The following is an 18,779-nucleotide window of genomic DNA, read 5'->3' on the forward strand; positions in this document are numbered from 1 at the left end:
AACCCTCCCCTGCCATGCAGGGGAGGGAGCAAACCGGAAAACTCATACCTGGAAATCCGCTCATGGCTGATATCAAGACGTTCTACCTCCCCGACCTCGGCGAAGGCCTGCCCGACGCGACCGTGGTCGAGTGGCACGTGAAGGTGGGCGACACCATCAAGCTCGACGCGCCGCTGTGCTCGATGGAAACCGCCAAGGCGGTGGTCGACGTGCCCTCGCCGTACACCGGCAAGGTCGTCAAGCTGCATGGTGCGCCCGGCGACATCATCGAGACCGGCGCCGCGCTGGCCGATTTCGAGCCCGACCCGAACGCCAAGCAGCGCGCCGAGGCCGAAGCCACCGGCCATCACCACGGCCCGAAGAAGACCGAAGCCGCACCGGCACCCGCCGCGGCCAAGGCCGATCGCGAGGACGAAGGCACCGTGGTCGGCGCGATGGTCAGCGGCAACACCGTGCACGTCGAACAGGCCGCCAGCATCGGTGGCGTGAAAGCCGTGCCGGCGGTGCGTGCGCTGGCGAAGAAGCTCAAGGTCGATCTCGCCCGCGTGCGCCCCAGCGGCGCCGACGGCGTGGTGACCATGCAGGACGTGAAGAACGCCGCCGCCAACGGCAGCGCCGCACTCGGCGCCGCCCCGGCACGCGCGGTGCCCGCCTCGGCCGGCCGCCACCTGGCGCCGGAACTGCCGCAGCCGGAGCATGCCCCACAAAACCAACAGCGCGGTCCGGTCTCGCTGGCCGGCAAGCCGGTACGCACCGCGCCGCCAAGCGTCAGCGCCAGCGGCCAGCCGGAGCAGCTGAAGGGCGTGCGCCGCAACATGGCCCGGGTGATGGCCGACGCCCACGCCCAGGTGGTGCCGACCACGCTGGTCGACGACGCCGACCTGCACGGCTGGATCGGCAAGCAGGACATCACTGCGCGCCTGATCCGCGCCATCGTTGCTGCCTGCAAGGCAGTGCCGGCGCTGAACGCCTGGTTCGACGGCAAGAACCTCACCCGCACGCTGCATCCGCAGGTCGACATCGGCATCGCGGTGGACACCGACGACGGCCTGTTCGTGCCGGCGCTGCGCAACGCCGACGTGCTCGACGCGGCCGGCGTGCGCGCCGCGATCAAGCGTCTGCGCACGCAGGTGGAAGATCGCACGATCCCGGCCTCCGAGCTATCCGGCTACACCATCAGCCTGTCCAACTTCGGCATGTTCGCCGGCCGCTACGCGACGCCCGTGGTGGTGCCGCCGACCGTCGCCATCGTCGGCGCCGGCAAGCTCAGCCACGACGTGGTCGCCGTGATCGGCGGCATCGAAGTGCACCGGCGCATGCCGATCAGCCTGACCTTCGACCACCGCGCCGCCACCGGCGGCGAAGCCGCACGCTTCCTCAAAGCGATGCTCGACGATCTGGCTTTACCGAACTGAGCGAACGACAACACGTAAAACAAGCAGGACGTCTTCGGGCGTCCTGTTTCTTTTTACGTTCCCGCATCAAACCAAGGCTCAGAAAATTATCTGTAGAAGTACATCGCAAGCTGTCTCAGGACAGCGAGAAGCAACAAAATCAGAAACAGTCGTCTAGCGAAAATTGAAATTCGGGCAACTACGATATCCCTGTTCGACCATTGCTCGGGCGGAACAACTCCAACTCTGCCCCACTGGCTACCCCATAGCGCATAGAGAAGGCATGGAATTCCCCAAAACAGGAATCCAAGCAGTGAAGCGTAAGGCGATGGCTCGCTAAAACTGCTTATACGCATAGCTTGGCCAGAAAACAGGAATTCGTGAATGATGTAGTAGAAATAAATCAGGAAGACGAAAGCCGCTCCAATTCTCGAAATCACCATCAACATACGGTGTGATACGCAACCAGCGATCATCCCCGTCGTAAGCAATGCAAAGAATGCCTCGCCAGCGATTCTTGCGCCGGTCCAACCGGACTGTTGGAAGAAAAAGAACATGCCTATCGTAAATAGCGTCAGAACCACGGAAATCGTGATAATGAAAGCACTCGCGCGACTCTTCGGCACCCTTTCTTCCGTGTCTGAAAGATTTTTCTTTTTGCGTTCCGTCATGGATTTTTCACTCAATGTCATCGAATCGAATCGTTCTGAATTGAAGTCCTCAGTAATCGCGCACGTCCAGCAACAGGAAACAACGGGCGCTGTAGTCGCCGCTGTGCGGCCACGGGACGGCAGTCAACGCCAGCGTTCCAGCCGTCCACAGTTCGTTGTCGAGCAGCGCCTCGCAGCGTGAATCGCCATCTGCGGCGTGACTGTGCACCAGCCGAATCCAGTGCAGCTCGGGGCTGAGCGCCTCGCGTTTCAACGCGGCCTCGACCGACGCCAGCGCCTCGGCCGGCATGCTCGCAGCATCCGCACCGCGTGCGCTGAACGGGCCGATGAATACGTCCCAGGTGCGCACGCCGATCTCCCACGCGGTAATCCGCATCCGGCGCTCATCGGTGACGTACCAGCACGCGGCCAGCAGGGGATGGAACACGTCGTGTTCGAACGCGCGCAAGGCATCGCGACAGCCGGCGTCGCCGCCGCCCACGCCGGCGAAGCTCTCCTCAATATAGCGCTCCTCACTCAGCACCACGTCGACGTCGAGCCGGCCGGGCTCACCGGCCGCGCCTTCGTGCCAGGCGGCACGGATCGCCGGAAAATCGCCGTCGGTGACCAGCCAGCCGTCCTCGTCCACGTCCAGTTCGACGTCGTGGCGCTCGAACAGCCGCAGCAGATACTTCTGTAGCGCCGCACTGTCCATCGTCATTCCCGCAGGTTGGTGGTGTCGCCCGACGGCAATTCGCGCCAGGTCAGGTACACGCGCAGATCGAACTCCAGCTGATGGTAGTCCGGCAGCATGTACTGGCACAGCTGGTAGAACGCCTTGTTGTGCTCGATTTCCTTCAGGTGCGCCAGCTCGTGCACCACGATCATCTGCAGGAACTCCGGCGCGGCGGCCTTGAACAGGCTGGCCACGCGGATCTCCTTCTTCGCCTTGAGCCGGCCGCCCTGCACGCGCGAGACCGCGGTGTGCAGGCCGAGCGCGTTGCGCAGCACGTCGAGCCTGGCGTCGTACAGCACCTTGTCGATGCCGGGCGCATTCTTCATGTGTCGCTGCTTCAGCGCGGCCACGTAGGCGTACAGCGCCTTGTCGCTCTGCACGTCGTGGCGCGCCGGATAGCGCCTGGCCAGGTGCTCGCCCAGGCGCTCCTGCGCGATCAGTTCGCGCACCTTGTCCTGCAGCGTGGCGGGGTAAGCCTGGAGATACTTGAACGGAACCATGCGGCTATTCTCGCACTGCGTCGCCGCACGCGTAGCGGCCAGCCGACGGAGCCATGCCATGCATCACAGCCGACTCTGCACCCTCGTCATCGACTGCCAGGTCGACGACCTTGCCCCCGCGACCCGCTTCTGGAGCCTGGCGCTGGGCAAGCCGATCGCCAGCGTCGACCAGGACGGCGACGGCAAGTACGCCGAGCTGCAGACCGCCGCGGACGAACCGATCATCCTGCTGCAGAAGGTGGACCACGCCAGCCGCGTGCACCTGGACATCGAGACCGACGACCTCGACGCCGAGGTGGATCGGCTGGAACGGCTCGGGGCGCGCCGCATCGCGTTCGTGCGCGAACGCTGGTGGGTGCTGGAAGCCCCCAGCGGGCATCGTTTCTGCGTGGTGCGACCGCAGCGCAAGGCGTTCGGGCCGCACCTGAACACCTGGGACTGAGCCTCAGATGTCGAAGCGGTAGCTCAGCTTCACCAGCAGCTGTTCGTCGTCGCGCAGCGCGAAACTGCGGTCGAAGACATCGGCGGTACGGCGCGCGTAACCATCCATCGCGTAGCCGCCGCGGCCGTAGACCACGTACAGGTACGACAGCGGCGCCAGCTCGTAGCGGTAGCGGATCTGCAGGCCGAGGTTGCGCACGCTGAAGTCGTCGACCGGCTCGTTGCTGGCGACGGCGCGACCGTTGGCCTGCACGCGGTAACCGCCACGCACGCGTGCGTCCAGCCCGATCGCCTGCAGCTTCACCCGCAACTCCTGGCGGCTGTCGATGGTCCAGTCGAAACCGGCGTCCAGCTGCAGCGTGTGCTCGTCGTAGCGGCCGATGAGGTTGTCGTGCTGCCACACCAGCCAGTCCGGCAGGTGCTCGTAGTACGGGCCGGCATAGACGCTGAACGCGTCGCTGACGAAATAGGTCGGGATGAACTTGACGTCGTAGCCGAGCTGCCGGTTGCCGCCGAGCCCACCGCTCACGACCTCCGCATCCAGCTTGAACGCCCAGTCGCCATGGCGCGGGCTGATCCGTTTGTAGGCCAGGTCCACCGACGGCGGCAGGAACAATGCGCCGTTGCCGCGGGTGAGCAGGTCGTCCCAGCCGGCGCTGTTGACATTGAGCTGCACCGTTTCGGTGGCGCCGTTGCGCAGGTTGCTGTTGCGGCTGACGCGGAACTGGCGGCGCAGGCGCAGGCCGTGGTCGTTGTCCAGTCCGTCGATGCGGAAGCGCCACTCGTGCGAGCTGTAGGCGGAGTCGGCCGGCAGCGTGGTGTTGCGCTTGCGCACTTCCCAGTGGCCGTAGTTGAAGTTGTTGCGCTCCAGGTAGCCGAAGTCGTTGACCTGCAACTGGTCGCCGAAATGCATGCCCAGCCACTGCTGGCGCCAGCCGTCGCCCATCTCGTAATCCGCGATGACGGTGCCGCCGCTGTCGCGCGTGTGCGTGCCCGACTGCAGGATGTCGCTGCCGACCACGTTGGTGGCGATGGTCAGCTGCGGCGTGGGCCGCCAGTGATGGTCCACGCCGAGCACGGTGGCCTCGCGATCCAGCCACGGGCGGTCGACCCGGGTCAGCAGCATGCCCAGGCTCTGCTCGCCGAAATCGTGGGTCACCCGCGCGGCGCCGAAAAAGCGCCCCGCCTCGCCATCCTCGTCGGCGGCCAGCACGCCGTAGCTGGTGGTGCCGAAGCTGCCATTGAGCTTCACCGCCGCATTGATGTCGGCCGCGCCGTGACCATCGTCGGACGGGCCGCCAACACGCCGCGTATAGACCAGCTGGCTGTAGTCGTCGAGCAGGCTGAAGTCGAAGATGCCCTGGTTCTCGGTGAAGAACGGCCGCTTGTCGCTGACGTAGGTTTCGGTGGCGCTGAAGTTGACCACCAGGTCGTCGCTCTCGACCTGGCCGAAATCCGGATTCAGCGCCGCGGTCAGCTGGAACTGACCGTTCGGCTTCCACAGCAGGTCGGCGCCTTGCTGGAAGTGGCTGCGGCCGCGCACGTTGTCGTACAGGCCAGACACGTACGGCGTCAGCGCCAGCAGCGACTGGCTGTACTGCGGCACCTCGACCCGGCTGAATGTGGACAGGAAGCGCGGCAGCGTGAAGCTGGCCACTGGCCACGAGTCGCGTTCGCCGGTCGAGCCGGTCACGCGGTCGAGATAGATGCCAATGGTGCGCTTGCCGTCCACGGCCGTGTGCATCGGCGCGATGTACCACGGAATCAGGATCTCGACGGTCCAGCCTTCGGCATCCTCGCTCACCGCATGCTGCCAGCTGCCGTCCCAGTCCTTGTTGAACTGGTTTTCGTTGGTGACCACGGCGTCGTTGATGCCGCCGGTCGAGCTGACCACGAAGTCGTAGCCGGTGCGCCCGTCGCCGTTGAAGTCGATCATCACATTGACCCGGTCGACCTGGTCCTCGAAGTCGCGCTGCACGCGCTGGTGCGTGCGCGGCACGCCCGCCGGCTGGTCGCAACGGAACGCCACGGCCAGGCCCTTGGGTGTGGCCAGGATCCAGGCCTCGGTATGCAGCGAGCCCGGCTTGCCGGTAAGCGGCTGGGTCTGGCGGAAGTCGGCGATGTGCCGCGCGCCCTTCCACTCGTCGGCACCGATGTGGCCGTCGATCTCGACGGCCAGCGCCGGTGCCGACAGCGCGGCCAGAATAAGCAACAGCAGGCATGCCATGCGCATGTCGAAATTTCCACGGGAATGCGGCGCGGGGTTACGCCCTGGGAGCGATGGATTCGCTACACCGGATAGATGCGCAGCTTGCCGTTTGCGTTTAGCCACCTCGACCGCCATAAGTCACGGCATGACTTGTGGCAGGCAGCCACCGCGTTCAGCGCGGGGCGCCCGTGGGCCTGATCAGGATCGCCGCCGGCGCCCCCACAGCGCATGCCGCAGCAGCATCGCCAGCACCAGCACCGCAGTGAACGCGCCGTAGCCGTACAGCGCCGGCAGCACCTGCTGCCAGATCGCACCACTGGCGCGACCGAAGCCGTCGACCGTGGGCAACTCGACCGTGTCGAAACCGAGCACTGCGCACTGCGCCGCGGCGATCAGCGCCAGCAGCAGCGCGGTGAAATCAAAGACGCGCCGGCCGGACGTGCGCGGCAGGCTCTTCGGGTACGCCCAGTAACCCCAGCACAGGATCAGCAGCCACGGCGCAAGCAGCAGGATGGCGAGATATCGCATCAGTCGATCACCCGAAAAGTTTGGCGCCGCGCATCATTCCTGCGCGGCCAGTTGATCCAGCGCTTCGCGCAATTGCACCAGCGCTTCGTCGCGAGCCTGCCCGTCACGGTAGTCGGGCGTACTGGCGACCGCCGCGCCGTCCAGCTCCAGGCTCATGCTCAGTGGCTGAATCTGCCATACGGCCGCAGCCGCACCCAATATCTTGAGTTGCTTCTGCAGCGCACCGGCCGCCTTCGGATCGGCGAACGGCTTCGACAGCAGCAGCTCCTCGCCTTCTGCAGAGAACAGGCGAAAACGAAAGCTGCCATCGGCGTCGCGGAAACTGGCGAAGCGCGGCATCTTGCCCGGCTTCGGCGCGCCCTTCGACTGAGCAGTCGCCGTTGGCGCGGTGGTCATCGCGCGCAGACCCAGCACTTCGCGCAACGCAGCCACTTTCGGCGTGGCGATCGCGCGTGCCTTCTGCGCACCCTGCCGCAGGATCGTCTCGATCGCGGCCGGATCGGCCATCAAGGCCTCGTAGCGTTCGCGCATCGGCCCCACGTCGGCCTCGATCCGCTCGCACAACACCTGCTTCGCCTCGCCCCAGCCGATGCCGTCCAGCAGGGCCTGGCGGAACGCCGCGGTCTCGGCTTCGCTGGCGAATGCACGGAAGATGGTGAACAGCGCGCAATCGTCCGGATCCTTCGGCTCGCCGGGCAGGCGCGAGTCGGTGACGATGCGCATGATTGCCTCGCGCAGCTGCTTCTTGCCGCCGGCGAACAGCGGAATGGTGTTGTCGTAGCTCTTTGACATCTTGCGCCCGTCCAGGCCCGGCAGCGTGGCCACCTGCTCCTCGATCAGCGCCTCCGGCAGCACGAAGAACTCGTGCCCGTGCAGATGGTTGAAGCGCTGGCCGAGGTCGCGCGCCATCTCGATATGCTGGATCTGGTCGCGCCCCACCGGCACCTGGTTCGCGTCGAACGCCAGGATGTCGGCCGCCATCAGCACCGGGTACATGTACAGGCCGGCGGTGATGCCGGCATCGGCGTCCTCGCCCGCCGCAGTGTTCTTGTCCACCGCCGCCTTGTACGCGTGCGCGCGGTTGAGCATGCCCTTGGAGGCGATGCAGGTCAGGAACCAGGTCAGCTCGGGGATTTCCGGGATGTCCGACTGGCGGTAGAAGGTGACCCGCTGCGGATCCAGGCCGGCGGCCAGCCACGTCGCGGCGATCTCGAGCCGCGAACGCTCGATCCGCGCTGCGTCGTCGCTCTTGATCAGCGCGTGGTAGTCAGCCATGAAATAGAACGCATCCACGTCGTCGCGCCGGCTGGCCTCGACCGCTGGCCGGATCGCGCCCACGTAATTGCCAAGGTGCGGAGTGCCGGTGGTGGTGATACCGGTGAGGACTCGGATGTTCATGCTGCGTCGCGCAAGTAAAACGCCAGTCTACGACATCCGGTGGAACGACTCGACCGGACGGGTTGCCGCCCTTGCCAAAAAAATCACGCCCTATCGGTTCAGATTCCGCGAGGCCCCCGACCTATGCAAGGAGATCCACCGATGAGCGGCAAGTTCACTGTGTTTACCGGCAAGAACGGCGAAACCTATTTCAACCTGAAGGCCGCCAACGGCGAGATCATTCTCAAGAGCGAGGGCTACAAGGACAAGGCCAGTGCGCACAACGGCATCACGTCGATACGCAAGAACGCACCAGACGCGACGCGCTACGAGAAGAAGACCTCGGTCAACGGCAAGTTCCACTTCAACCTCAAGGCGGCCAACCATCAGGTCATCGGCAGCAGCGAGATGTACGAGAGCGAACGCTCGCGCGACGCTGGCATCGCCTCGGTGATGGCGAATGCGGCGGACGCGAAGCTCATCGAGGAGTAAAACCTGCCGGTGCGGCCCGCACGGCCACACCGGCGTTTCGCTGGCACCTCAACGGATCAACGTGGACTTGCCGAACAACGACTCGACCAGATCCACCGCCAGCATCGCGGCCCGGTTGCGCTTGTCGAAGGCAATGTCGTGGCGATGGGGCGCCGCCGCCGGAAATGACAAGGGCGCCGCAGCGCCCCGTGTGGAATACCGGCATCCGTTGGCAATCAACGCACCTTGAACAGCACCGGTGACCAGTTGCCGCCGACATAGGATTCGTTGCGGCGGCGGTGCATGCGCTCGATCGTCTCGATGCGGCGTGCCTCGGCCCACTCGACCCGGTTCAGCATCAGGCCCGCCCGGCTCTCCCCGCGTCGGGTCGCCTCGTTGTCGCGCCAGTGGCGGAAGTCCTCGTAGGCCTCGATCTCGTGCTGCAGCTCGCGCACGCAGAGCTCGATCATGATCGCGTCGTCAAGGAAGCCCAGCACCGGGATATTGTCCGGAAGGATGTCGTCCGGACTGGAAAAATAGGCCAGCGCCGCCAGTACGTTGTCGCGATCCGCCTCAGGCAGGCCGAAGCCGGCGTCCTCGACCAGGGCGATCATGGTGTCCAGATGTTTCAGACGGATCGCCACGAAGTCGGGCAGATTCTTGCCGATGGTTTCTTCCAGCAGATTGCGCGCGGCACCTACAATGCTCACGGCATCCAGCGCGGCCGCCTTCTTCTGCGCCTCCTTGATACTGTCGACAAACAGCTTTACGTCTGAATCGGTCAAGGTAATGCTGATGTCCAGGCTCATGGCTGACGACTCGCGAGGCAATGGCAGGAGGGGCCAGCCTATGCTAGCCGCCGCATGGACGTCAATTGCCTGTGCCGCTCCAGCGCGCGAACGGCCGGCTCTCCCCCCATCTCGATGTCGAAGGTCGCCAGCGAGCCTCTGGCGACGACCGCCGGGCTGGCACCATCATCTGCGCGGGATGTGCCGACGGCGCCGACAACCCACCCATGCGGGACAGCCGTTGCAGGCCGCGGCGCAAACGTCCGTTGGCGGCACCCGCCGGCCGCCTCAGCGCAGCAGCGTGGACTTGCCGAACAGCGACTCGACCAGGTCCACCGCCAGCTTCGCGGTCTGGTTGCGCTTGTCGAAGGCCGGGTTCAGTTCGACGATGTCCAGCGACGCCACGCGCCCCGTGTCGGCGAGCATCTCCATGCACAACTGCGCCTCGCGGTAATTCGGGCCGCCGCGCACGGTGGTGCCCACGCCCGGCGCGATGCTGGGGTCGAGGAAGTCGACGTCGAAGCTCACGTGCAGGTGGGTGTTTTCGTCGATCCCGGCCAGCGCCTCTTCCATCACGCGCTTCATGCCGATCTCGTCGATGTGGCGCATGTCGTGCACCTGCATGTTCGCCTCGCGCACCAGCCGCTTCTCGCCCTCGTCGACCGAGCGGATGCCGATGTAGCGGAACACATCCGGCGTGGTTACCGGCGTGTTGCCGCTGAGCCCGGTGAGTTCACTCGGGCCAATGCCGCACAGGCAGGCCACCGGCATGCCGTGGATATTCCCGCTAGGCGTGGCCTGTGCCGTGTTGAAATCGGTGTGCGCATCCAGCCACAGCACGCGCAGCTGCTTGCCTTCGTCGTGGCAATGGCGCGCCACCGCCGAAATCGAACCGATCGCCAGGCAGTGGTCGCCGCCGAGCATGATTGGCAGGCGCCCGGCCTGAAGCTCCTGGTGAACAGCCGTATAGACGGCCGTATTCCAGGCCACCACCTCGTCCAGGTGGCGGTAGCCGTGTTCAGGCGGCAACCACGGATTGAGCGGCCCCTGCAGGTTGCCCCGGTCGATCACTTTCAGCCCGCGGCGCTCCAACTTTTCCGCCAGGTTGGCCACACGCAACGCTTCCGGCCCCATCGCGGCACCACGATGGCCGGCGCCGATGTCGGTTGGCACGCCGATCAATGAAACGGTCTGTTTGCCCATGATCCGTGTTTACCTGCCATGCGTCGCGGCAGCCGCACGGTCTGAGCCAGCGCATGCCGCCGATGTAGGAGAACGGTAGCCGGTGAACGGTGGCGTCTTGCCACTATCCCGAGCGAGCTACCGCCGTCCCTGTGAGAAAGGTGCCCGCGATACGCTCGCCGCAAGCGCCCCGAAGTTTACCGGAACGGCCCGGTCGACGCTGATGGCTCTCTGCTCAATGCCGCTGCCGGCTCGCGGCATAATCGCAGCTGTCGGTGCGCTGGCCGGCGTAGGTCATGTCCATGACGACGCCCTGCCCACCGATGTAGCCGTTCGCGTGAACGCTGCCATTGGTACCGCCATCGGGCAGCAGCTCAAAGCTTGCATCACCGGTCATTCTCGGCGGGTCGCCGCCGCAGACCAGGTGGTAACTGACGACATGGCCGACCTGCCGGTAGTCGCTGACCACGCAACCCCGCTGTCGCTGCAGTATGACGCGCATGTCATGGCTACTGGAGATGCACACGTCCAGCGTAGTCGTGCGCACAGGCAGGTCGCCGGCACCCGGCACCTGCATCTTCATGGTGACGCTCATCTTCAGCATGCTGCCGGAATCCGGCTGCGCCAGTGCCGCCGTGGCCAGCAGCGCGAACGCGCACAGACCGCAGGCGTGGAAAGGACGTGAAACAGGCAGGGGCATTCTCCGGCACGATCCGGCAAGGTGACGTCACCGGATCGACACACACGACAGCGGCGATCGCATCCATTGCAACCACGCTACCCCAGCGAGGCCGGCATGTTCGCCCGTCAGTGACATCCCGTCTGGCGACTTCGCGCCTGCTCGTCCTCGCGGCGCGATCGCGCACCAGGACTCCACGACACCAGATCCCCGGTACCGCGGACCGGCGAAACTTCCGGCCTGGCACCATGAACGATTTTTCCCAGCAGCATCCCTGCAAACAATGACACTCCACGCCAGAAGGCGGAGTGTGCAAGAAGCGTTTGCATGTCGATCACCCCGAGCTGCCCCTGTGCAGCCGTCGGGCCGATCGTAGCAAGCTTTCACGCCACGTGTACACTCACCGCCAGGTACCGGCCGGCCCAAGCAAACCGGCGGAGAATGCCTGCCGATGGCCGCCGTAGCGCATACGGCCGAGACACCTTGCGCAACCGCGCCAGGACGCTAATGCGGATGACACCCCACACGGCAGGGCGCGACCTGTGCGGCAAGGACCGGAGATTGTGTCGGGTCGACGGAATCAGGCCGCCGCACATTGCGGGATGATCGGCCCCGCATAGTGGGCCAGGGTAATGGTGAATTCCGAACAGGCCATGTCGACCTTGGCCATGCGACCGGAATTGGCATGCTCCTCGCGTGCCAGTCCACGGGCCAGACGGATCGCATGCGCGAAGCGCAGCCCGTCGTACAGCACGACCTCTCCGCTGCAGATGCACCACAGGCCGTGGCGGCTTTCCCTGATCGTCAAAACCACGCGCATCGCCGCACCCTCGGACAAAGGAGTCACCCGGAGTGCCCATCCGCGCGCCCCTGCCGACGGATGATCCAGTGCCTCCGGTATGACCCAGTTTGCCCGGCACGACACGCCATGTATGTCGGCGCGGGCCTACGGCACGTGTGCGCAGCTGCCCCGGGAGGGCCTCGGGTCGGCGCCTGTCGGTCCTTCCAGCGTTCCGGTCAGCCGGCCTGGCAAAGGCTTTGTTGTTCCGGATGCGGTACCTGGCCATAGCGGGCGAGGATGACCGGTTCCGAATACTCGCCACGGTCGATGTCGGCCGCCTGGGCATAAACCAGCACGCCGTCACGCTGCCCGGCCAACATCTCGCCGCGCGTGCGTGCCAGCTGTTCCATGCCGTGAAGGATCGGCTTGTCCGCGACGATGTCGCCGCCCTCTTCGTGAAAGCCCTGCACCACGTAAAGCGTACCCATGACGTACCCTCGCAGCGTGCCCCCGCAGCTGCGAGCGTGGGCAGGCCGAAGTAGACAGATTGCGATGGTTTCGTTAAGACCGGTTCGAAGCGTTCAGCTTGGTCAGGCGATGCCGCAAGGCCGCACACCGTGAAAAAGCCGGGCGCGGCGGCAAAGCGGATGACGGGGAGCTGGTGCCGGCAGCAGGAATCGAACCCGCGACCTACTGATTACAAATCAGTTGCTCTACCAACTGAGCTATGCCGGCGAGGCCGGGGGGATTCTAGCAGGCCGCCTCGCAGCGCGTGTTCAGAAGCAGCCGGTGCTGTGCGCATCGATTCCCGTGGTGTGGACACGACTGCGCCAGTCGAAGTTGCCGCCATCGGCGACCACCAGGTCCAGCCAGTATTCGGGCACGCTCTCGCTGCGCTCGCTCATGCGGGCGGGGAAGCCGGCCGCGATGACTTCGTCGCGGCGTTTGCGCGCATTGGCCGGGTCCTTGAACAGGCCCAGCGAGATCGTGTTGGGCTGATCGCCGGAGCTGACCACGAAGTAATCATTGATGTCGCGCGCCGCCAGCTGGCGGGCCACCGCCAGTGCCTGCGCGCGGTTGCCGGCTGCTGGCAGGTAGACCCACCAACCGCTGGTCTGGCTGGTCTGTTCCTGGCGCGAGCGCATCCGCGTGGCCTGTGCGGACAAGGCCTGGCGCGCGTTGCGCAGGTCCTGCGGGGTGGCGAACGGGCCCAGGGCGAGGCAGCTGTAGCTGAGGTTGTGCGGCGGCGTCATCGCCGCAGGGATGGCTGTCGTCGCTGCCGGCCCAGGTTGCGGCAATTCCGACAGCAGGCGCAATTCCGCCACGCCGGGATCGCTGGGCGTGCCGCCGCGGGCATACGGCTGCCCCAGCAGCAGCCAGGCACCCACCGCGATATTGAGCGCGGTCAACAGTACGAACAGCAGGCGCAGGAACATCGAACCCCCATCAACCGGCAACGATCGTCATTCTAGACGGACGATGGCGGCGTCATTGCGCGTTGGCCCACACGGCCAGGCCACGCAGCACACCGTCCTGGCTCAGCCGGGCCGGCAGCGACAGCAGCGGCAACAGCGACTCGCCGTCGCCGCCGCCAAGAATCAGTTCCGGCGTCGCGCCGAGCCGCGCGGCGGTATGCGCGGCGAAACGTTCGACCAACGCGGCCGCCGCCTGCCAGCAGCCCGATGCCACCGCGTCGGCGGTGTTGTCGGCCAGCTCCACGAGCTTGCCCGGTCGCTCCGGCCGCACCCGCACCGTGGCGCCCAGCAGCGACTGCTGCATCAGTTGCGGACCCGGTGCGATCAGGCCGCCCAGGTGCTGGCCATCGGCTGCCAGGGCGTCCAGCGTGAGTGCGGTACCGACACCGGCCAGCACGCACGGCGCGTGGCCCTCGGCATGCGCCGCCACCATCGCCAGGAACCGATCCACGCCCAGCCGCTGCGGCTCGGCATACGCGTTGCGTACGCCGCAGGCATGCGCCGGCGTGCGCAGCCAGGTCGGCGTGCAGGCGAACAGGTGCTGCGTCATGGTCGCCACCTGCGCTTCGCGCGCGGCATCGACGACCGACGCCGCGACCACCTGCGCCGGTCGCGGCAAACCGGCCCACGCCGGTTCCAGCACGGCCGCCAGATCCTCCTGCCAGTCCACCGCGCCGCGCGCCAGCCAGCCAGCCGGCTGCACCTGCAACGCCCACTTCAGCCGCGTGTTGCCGAGGTCGAGCAGCAGCCTCATGCGCGGCGCACCGTGACATCCGCGCTGTCGATCCGGCGCACGCTGCCATCGGCCATGCGCACCTGCAGTGCGCCATGCGCATCCACGCCGGCACCCACGCCGTCGAACGTGCCCAGGGCCCCGCTCAGCTGCAGCGGCTGGTCGCGCAGTAGGTCGTGGCGCGCGTAATCGGCGCCGAACGCGGCGAAGCCGTTGCGCTCGAACTGTTGCAGCCCATCGACCAGCGCTGCGATCAATGTCGCCGCGGCGCGGTTGCGGTCCGGCGGCGTACCACCGGCCAGGGTGGCCAGGTCGCTGGCGGGCTGGCCGGCCTGTGCGTGCAATGCCGGCGTCAACCGCAGGTTGAGGCCGATGCCGATGACTGCCGCGCACGGCCCCTGGTATTCGCCGCTCAACTCGACCAGGATGCCGCCCAGCTTGCCACCGGCCTGCCCCTCGGTAACGGCCAGTACGTCGTTCGGCCACTTCAGGCCGGCCCCGGCGATGCCCAGATTTTCCAGCGCGCGCAGCACGATCACGCCGATCGCCAGCGACAATCCGCTCAGCGCGGCGAATCCCGATTCGAAACGCTTGAGGCAGGACAGGTACAAGTTCAGCCCCGGCGGCGACAGCCACTCGCGGCCACGCCGGCCGCGACCGGCATGCTGGGTCTCGGCCAGCACGATGCTGAAGTCCTTCGCCGTGCTGCCACGACGCTGCAGTTCGCTGGAGGTGGAATCGAGCTCCCAATGCACCTCCAGTGCACCCAGCGAACGCGCCGGCTGTGGCGGCAGGGCGGCGCGGATCTGCTTCGCATCCAGCATCTGCAATGGCCACGGCAGGCGGTAGCCGGCCCCGCCGCGTGCCTCGATCGGCACGCCGCGGGCGCGCAGGACCTCGACCTGCTTCCAGATCGCCGCGCGGGTCACCCCGGCCCGTGCGGCAAGGCCGGCGCCGGATAGCGACTCTCCATCGGCAAGCAGGGCCAGCAAGTGCGCCGGCTGCATCAGCCAGCCCCGGAAGCGGCCACGGCGAGAGGCCGGCGGCGAAGTGAGAGATGGCGGGGCAAGTCGGGCATCGGCGGATTCTAGCCCGGTGGCGGCCCTGCGGCATCCGCCGGCGGCCGGCACAGCACTGGTACGGCGCCGGGGTTTCTGAGACGATCGTGGCCTTCGCCTGAGGGGCAGGGAGTTCGTTCGCCATGCGTGCCACCCATTGGCTTATCGGTTGCGTCTTGTGCCTTGCCGGGATCGGCAGCGCCGCGGCGGCAAGTCCGGAGACTACCCAGGACCTGGACAGCACCTCGCACGCCGCGCTCGACAACGCCAGCTCCCATGACGGCAACAACAGCAGCGGTGGCGACGCGCTGGGGCTGACCCGCGACTGCCCGCCGTCCGGCAGCAGCGACAGTTCCGGCGGCACTTCCGGCAATGGCAGTGGCCGCTCCGGCGGCGCTTCCTCCGCGCCGACGCCAACCCGCCGGCCGCATCTGGGCTGGCAATCGCTGCTGCCTGGGTCGATCCAGTAAGCGCTCGGCGTCATGCCGGGGCATTGGTGGCAATCGCTGCGGACGCGTTTTGAACCGGCGCCGATCGCCGATCCACTGTGGCGACGTGCACTGGCCGGCTGCCCGCTGGCACGCCGGCTCGACCCCGAACGACAGCAGCAGCTGCGCCGGCTATCCGCCCTGTTCCTGGCGCGCAAGCGTTTCCACGCGCTGGCCGGCGCCGTGCTGGACGACTACTGGCGCCTGCTGATCGCCATGCAGGCCTGCCTGCCGGCGCTGCAGCAGGGCGCCGCCAGCCTGCGCGGCTGGCGCGAGGTGCTGATCTACCCGGGCGAATTCAAGGTGCGCCGCAGCCACCACGACGACCGCACCGGCGTAGTCACCGAAGGCGACGAGATCCGCATCGGCGAGGCGTGGGAGCGCGGTCCGTTGGTGCTGTCGCTGGCCGACGTGCAGCTGGATCTGGAGCAGCCGTGGGACGGCTACAACGTGGTGGTGCACGAGATGGCGCACAAACTGGACATGCTCGACGGACCGCCGGATGGCGTGCCGCCGCTGGTGGACATCCCGCGGCGGCGCTGGATCGAGCAATTCCAGCAGGCCTATGACCGCCTGGTCGCGATGCCGCCGGACAGCTGCGACAGCCCGATCGACCACTACGCCACCGAAAGCGCCGCCGAGTACTTCGCCGTGGTCAGCGAGTTGCATTATTCGCAACCGGCGCTGCTGCGGGACGCCGAGCCGGCAATCGCCAGGCTGCTGCAGACTTACTACGGCCGTTCGCCGGCCGAGGGGCGCGAGCCGGCCGGCCTCCGTCGCGCACGCTGAGGGCTCAGCTCGCCGCCAGTTTCACGCTGAAGCGCGCGCCGCCGAATTCCGGCGAGCGGTCGACCACCAGCTCGCCCTGATAGGCGTGCACGATGTCCTGCACGATCGACAGGCCGATGCCGTGCCCCTGCACCCGCTCGTCGCCGCGCACCCCACGCTGCAGCACCTTCTCGATCTGGTCTTCGGCGATGCCCGGGCCGTCGTCTTCCACGCTCAGCCACAGGCCGGGGCGCTTGCGGCCGGATTGCGGCTGCATCTTCACCACCAGCAGCACGCGATGGCCGGCCCACTTGAACGCGTTCTCCAGCAGGTTGCCCATCAGTTCCAGCAGGTCGCCCTGCTCGCCGTAGAACATCGCGTCGTCCTCGATGTCGAATTCGCACAGAACATTTTTGGCCGCATAGACCTTCTCCAGGCCCTGCACCAAATCCTCGGCGTGACCGGCGATCGGCACCGCGCTAGCGAAGGTCTGCCGACCGGAGGTGGCCGCGCGCGACAGCTGGTAGGCGACCAGCTCGTTCATCCGCCGCACCTGGTCGAGCACGCTGCTGCGCCGTGCCGCCTCGTCGCCTGCCGTCGGCGATTCCAGCTGCGAGCGGATCACGGCCAGCGGCGTCTTCAGGCTGTGCGCCAGGTCGGCCAGGGTGTGCCGGTAGCGCGTGCGCTGCTCGCGTTCGTTGGTGATGAAGGCGTTGATGCGCTCGGTCAGGCCGGTCAGCTCCAGCGGGTACTGGCTGTCCAGTTGTTCGCTCTCGCCGCGCTCGACCCGGCTCATGTCGCTGGCCACCTTGCGCAGCGGGGTCAGGCTCCAGCGCAACAGCAGCAGCTGCAGCACGATCAGCATCACGCCGAGGATCGACAGCCAGACCACCAGGGTGTGGCGGAACACCGCGTTCTCGCCCTCGAGCTGGTCCTCAGCCTGCGCCACCATGACGGTGAGCCGCACCGATTTCTTCTCCACCGTGTCCAGCGCCACGCCGTAGCTGTAGTAGTACAGCCGGCCCATGCGGGTGTCGACCGGTCCCACGAACTGGCTCTGGCCGGGCGCCAGCGGTTTCAGGAAGCTGAAGTCGCGCCCGATCGCCGAGGACGACTCCCAGCGATAGCCCTGGTCGCCCAGCGCCACGGCGTACAGGCCGGAACCCGGCTGCGAAAAATTCGGGTTCGGCGACGTTTCCGGCGGCAACAGCTTGCCGTACCGGTTAACGTCGGTATTGGTGATGTACGCGATCGCGAAATTCTCGAGCCGGTCGTGCAGCGTGCGCAGTGCGCGCGCCTTGTTGGTCTGGGTCAGGGTCAGCCCGACCAGACCGAGAAACCCGGCCAGCACGAATGTGGTGGCGATCGCCGCGCGCGCCGCCAGCGACAGCGGGCGGCGCGGCGACCCGCGTTCATTCGTCGTCGCCGTCGGTGCGCGGGATGGCAAAGCGGTATCCGCGTCCACGTACCGTCTCGATGGGTTTGAGGGTGCCTTCCGGATCGAGCTTGCGGCGCAACCGGCCGATGAACACTTCGAGCACGTTGGAGTCGCGGTCGAAATCCTGCTGGTAGATATGTTCGGTGAGATCGGCCTTGGAGACCAGCTCGCCGGCGTGCAGCATCAGGTACTCCAGCACCTTGTACTCGTAGCTGGTGAGGTCGACCAGCTTGCCCTCCACCGTCACCGTCTGCGCGGTGGTGTCCAGCTTGATCATGCCGCAGGCCAGGATCGGTTTCGACCAGCCGCTGGCCCGGCGCACCAGCGCGTTGATGCGCGCCAGCAGTTCCTCGACGTGGAACGGCTTCACCAGGTAGTCGTCGGCGCCGTACTTCAGCCCCTCGACCTTGTCCTGCCAGCTGCCGCGCGCGGTCAGGATCAGGATCGGGTAGCGCTGGCCATGCTCGCGCAGTGCCTTGACCAGATCCATGCCGGACATCCTGGGCAGGCCCAGGTCGATGATCGCCAGGTCGAAGGGCACCTCGCGGCCGAGGTAGATGCCTTCCTCGCCGTCCTGCGCCGCATCGACGGCGAAGCCGTCGCGTTTCAAGCGTGCCGCCAGCGTCTCGCGCAACGGCGCCTCGTCCTCCACCAACAGGATGCGCATTAGTGTCTCCCTCTGTTGCCTAAGTCGATGATGGCCGGACGCGGATTCGAGTTGACCGGTGACGGATTGCCCCGAGGCGGCTCGACCGGTGACTGACCACCCCGGGGAAGCTCGGCGGGTATCGCCACCACCCGCACGTGGCCATCCGGATCGAGTACCTTGATGCGGTATTCCGTATGGTGGCCGAACTTGCGTGGATCCGCCGACAGCACCTTGCCGCCGGTCTCCCGCTGCACCTTCGCCACCGCCTGCTCCAGGGTCAGCGACGGCACGGCCGGCTGGGCCGCACGCACGCCGCCGCCTGCGATCAGCAGCAGCGTCAGGACCAGCGGGAGGTATTGCTTCGACATGGTTGCCTGGATTCCATCCGGATTCGGTTCCGGTTGCCGTTCAGCCTAGGGAACCGCAGCTGAATA

The 18,779-nt window shown here is 66.6% G+C and carries 23 protein-coding genes and 1 tRNA gene; 5 read left to right on the plus strand and 19 right to left on the minus strand.

The window, feature by feature from the left end; all coding sequences use genetic code 11:
• The first annotated feature begins 62 nt into the window (after positions 1 to 62).
• Positions 63 to 1,415, plus strand: coding sequence for a dihydrolipoamide acetyltransferase family protein (locus tag IMW82_RS08695; RefSeq protein WP_108470387.1), 1,353 nt, complete (start codon positions 63 to 65; stop codon positions 1,413 to 1,415).
• Between the two features lie 86 nt (positions 1,416 to 1,501).
• On the opposite strand, the gene IMW82_RS08700 is transcribed toward IMW82_RS08695, so the two are convergent.
• Genes IMW82_RS08700 through IMW82_RS08710 form a run of 3 tightly spaced genes read right to left on the minus strand, consistent with a single transcriptional unit; the run spans position 1,502 to position 3,280 of the window.
• Positions 1,502 to 2,086, minus strand: a complete 585-nt coding sequence (locus IMW82_RS08700) for a hypothetical protein (RefSeq protein ID WP_159082144.1) — start codon at positions 2,084 to 2,086, stop codon at positions 1,502 to 1,504.
• 28 nt (positions 2,087 to 2,114) lie between these two features.
• Positions 2,115 to 2,759 carry a DUF6348 family protein gene (locus IMW82_RS08705; RefSeq protein WP_108470385.1) on the minus strand — a complete coding sequence of 215 codons (645 nt, stop codon included), beginning with the start codon at positions 2,757 to 2,759 and terminating at the stop codon, positions 2,115 to 2,117.
• Between the two features lie 2 nt (positions 2,760 to 2,761).
• On the minus strand, positions 2,762 to 3,280 hold the full coding sequence (locus tag IMW82_RS08710) for a M48 family metallopeptidase (protein WP_108470511.1): 519 nt from the start codon (positions 3,278 to 3,280) through the stop codon (positions 2,762 to 2,764).
• Positions 3,281 to 3,338: 58 nt separating this feature from the next.
• On the opposite strand from IMW82_RS08710, the gene IMW82_RS08715 reads away from it, so the two are divergent.
• Entirely contained in the window at positions 3,339 to 3,722 is a 384-nt protein-coding gene (locus IMW82_RS08715; protein WP_108470384.1) for a VOC family protein, read from the plus strand.
• Between the two features lie 3 nt (positions 3,723 to 3,725).
• Here the strand turns inward: IMW82_RS08715 and IMW82_RS08720 are convergent, their stop codons facing one another.
• The 3 genes from IMW82_RS08720 to IMW82_RS08730 all read right to left on the minus strand — a co-directional run bounded on the left by IMW82_RS08720 (position 3,726) and on the right by IMW82_RS08730 (position 7,856).
• Positions 3,726 to 5,954 carry a DUF5916 domain-containing protein gene (locus IMW82_RS08720; protein WP_108470383.1) on the minus strand — a complete coding sequence of 743 codons (2,229 nt, stop codon included), beginning with the start codon at positions 5,952 to 5,954 and terminating at the stop codon, positions 3,726 to 3,728.
• Between the two features lie 174 nt (positions 5,955 to 6,128).
• Complete coding sequence (locus tag IMW82_RS08725) at positions 6,129 to 6,458, minus strand: hypothetical protein (protein WP_108470382.1); 330 nt, start codon at positions 6,456 to 6,458, stop codon at positions 6,129 to 6,131.
• A gap of 33 nt (positions 6,459 to 6,491) precedes the next feature.
• Positions 6,492 to 7,856 (minus strand): tryptophan--tRNA ligase, encoded by a 1,365-nt coding sequence (locus tag IMW82_RS08730; RefSeq protein ID WP_108470381.1) that lies wholly within the window; start codon positions 7,854 to 7,856, stop codon positions 6,492 to 6,494.
• Positions 7,857 to 7,997: 141 nt separating this feature from the next.
• On the opposite strand from IMW82_RS08730, the gene IMW82_RS08735 reads away from it, so the two are divergent.
• The gene (locus tag IMW82_RS08735) at positions 7,998 to 8,327 is read left to right on the plus strand and encodes a YegP family protein (RefSeq protein ID WP_108470380.1); all 330 of its coding nucleotides are present in this window, start codon (positions 7,998 to 8,000) and stop codon (positions 8,325 to 8,327) included.
• 48 nt (positions 8,328 to 8,375) lie between these two features.
• Here IMW82_RS08735 and IMW82_RS17915 read toward each other — a convergent pair whose 3' ends face one another.
• The 10 genes from IMW82_RS17915 to IMW82_RS08780 form a co-directional block, all read right to left on the minus strand.
• Positions 8,376 to 8,498, minus strand: a complete 123-nt coding sequence (locus IMW82_RS17915; protein WP_267895672.1) for a hypothetical protein — start codon at positions 8,496 to 8,498, stop codon at positions 8,376 to 8,378.
• A 44-nt stretch (positions 8,499 to 8,542) separates the two neighbouring features.
• Entirely contained in the window at positions 8,543 to 9,115 is a 573-nt protein-coding gene (locus IMW82_RS08740) for a YkvA family protein (RefSeq protein WP_108470379.1), read from the minus strand.
• A 267-nt stretch (positions 9,116 to 9,382) separates the two neighbouring features.
• Positions 9,383 to 10,297 carry an arginase gene (rocF, locus tag IMW82_RS08745; RefSeq protein ID WP_108470378.1) on the minus strand — a complete coding sequence of 305 codons (915 nt, stop codon included), beginning with the start codon at positions 10,295 to 10,297 and terminating at the stop codon, positions 9,383 to 9,385.
• 214 nt (positions 10,298 to 10,511) lie between these two features.
• Positions 10,512 to 10,976 (minus strand): DUF3617 family protein, encoded by a 465-nt coding sequence (locus IMW82_RS08750; protein ID WP_108470377.1) that lies wholly within the window; start codon positions 10,974 to 10,976, stop codon positions 10,512 to 10,514.
• 559 nt (positions 10,977 to 11,535) lie between these two features.
• Positions 11,536 to 11,793: a hypothetical protein gene (locus IMW82_RS08755; RefSeq protein ID WP_234411245.1), complete on the minus strand. Its 258-nt coding sequence runs from the start codon at positions 11,791 to 11,793 to the stop codon at positions 11,536 to 11,538.
• Positions 11,794 to 11,972: 179 nt separating this feature from the next.
• The gene (locus tag IMW82_RS08760) at positions 11,973 to 12,224 is read right to left on the minus strand and encodes a hypothetical protein (RefSeq protein WP_108470376.1); all 252 of its coding nucleotides are present in this window, start codon (positions 12,222 to 12,224) and stop codon (positions 11,973 to 11,975) included.
• A 171-nt stretch (positions 12,225 to 12,395) separates the two neighbouring features.
• Positions 12,396 to 12,471: transfer RNA gene (locus IMW82_RS08765), tRNA-Thr, on the minus strand.
• A gap of 41 nt (positions 12,472 to 12,512) precedes the next feature.
• Positions 12,513 to 13,172 (minus strand): SPOR domain-containing protein, encoded by a 660-nt coding sequence (locus tag IMW82_RS08770; protein WP_108470375.1) that lies wholly within the window; start codon positions 13,170 to 13,172, stop codon positions 12,513 to 12,515.
• 52 nt (positions 13,173 to 13,224) lie between these two features.
• The gene (locus IMW82_RS08775) at positions 13,225 to 13,965 is read right to left on the minus strand and encodes a type III pantothenate kinase (RefSeq protein WP_108470374.1); all 741 of its coding nucleotides are present in this window, start codon (positions 13,963 to 13,965) and stop codon (positions 13,225 to 13,227) included.
• A complete protein-coding gene (locus IMW82_RS08780; protein ID WP_108470373.1) occupies positions 13,962 to 14,951 on the minus strand; it encodes a biotin--[acetyl-CoA-carboxylase] ligase in 990 nt (329 codons plus the stop codon). Before IMW82_RS08780 ends, IMW82_RS08775 begins: the two co-directional genes overlap by 4 nt.
• Positions 14,952 to 15,145: 194 nt before the next feature.
• Between IMW82_RS08780 and IMW82_RS08785 the strand changes: the two genes are divergently transcribed.
• Positions 15,146 to 15,472, plus strand: a complete 327-nt coding sequence (locus IMW82_RS08785) for a hypothetical protein (protein ID WP_108470372.1) — start codon at positions 15,146 to 15,148, stop codon at positions 15,470 to 15,472.
• Between the two features lie 12 nt (positions 15,473 to 15,484).
• Positions 15,485 to 16,279, plus strand: coding sequence for a M90 family metallopeptidase (locus IMW82_RS08790; RefSeq protein WP_108470371.1), 795 nt, complete (start codon positions 15,485 to 15,487; stop codon positions 16,277 to 16,279).
• A gap of 4 nt (positions 16,280 to 16,283) precedes the next feature.
• Here the strand turns inward: IMW82_RS08790 and IMW82_RS08795 are convergent, their stop codons facing one another.
• The 3 genes from IMW82_RS08795 to IMW82_RS08805 are packed head-to-tail and all read right to left on the minus strand — an operon-like array spanning position 16,284 to position 18,713.
• Positions 16,284 to 17,705, minus strand: a complete 1,422-nt coding sequence (locus IMW82_RS08795; protein WP_108470370.1) for an ATP-binding protein — start codon at positions 17,703 to 17,705, stop codon at positions 16,284 to 16,286.
• Complete coding sequence (locus IMW82_RS08800) at positions 17,671 to 18,363, minus strand: response regulator transcription factor (protein WP_108470369.1); 693 nt, start codon at positions 18,361 to 18,363, stop codon at positions 17,671 to 17,673. Before IMW82_RS08800 ends, IMW82_RS08795 begins: the two co-directional genes overlap by 35 nt.
• Positions 18,363 to 18,713: a PepSY domain-containing protein gene (locus tag IMW82_RS08805; protein ID WP_108470368.1), complete on the minus strand. Its 351-nt coding sequence runs from the start codon at positions 18,711 to 18,713 to the stop codon at positions 18,363 to 18,365. The genes IMW82_RS08800 and IMW82_RS08805 overlap by 1 nt, the downstream gene beginning before the upstream one ends.
• Positions 18,714 to 18,779 lie beyond the last annotated feature (66 nt).

The sequence above is a fragment of the Rhodanobacter sp. B2A1Ga4 genome (genome assembly GCF_018101315.1).
Taxonomy (GTDB): Bacteria; Pseudomonadota; Gammaproteobacteria; order Xanthomonadales; family Rhodanobacteraceae; genus Rhodanobacter; species Rhodanobacter thiooxydans_A.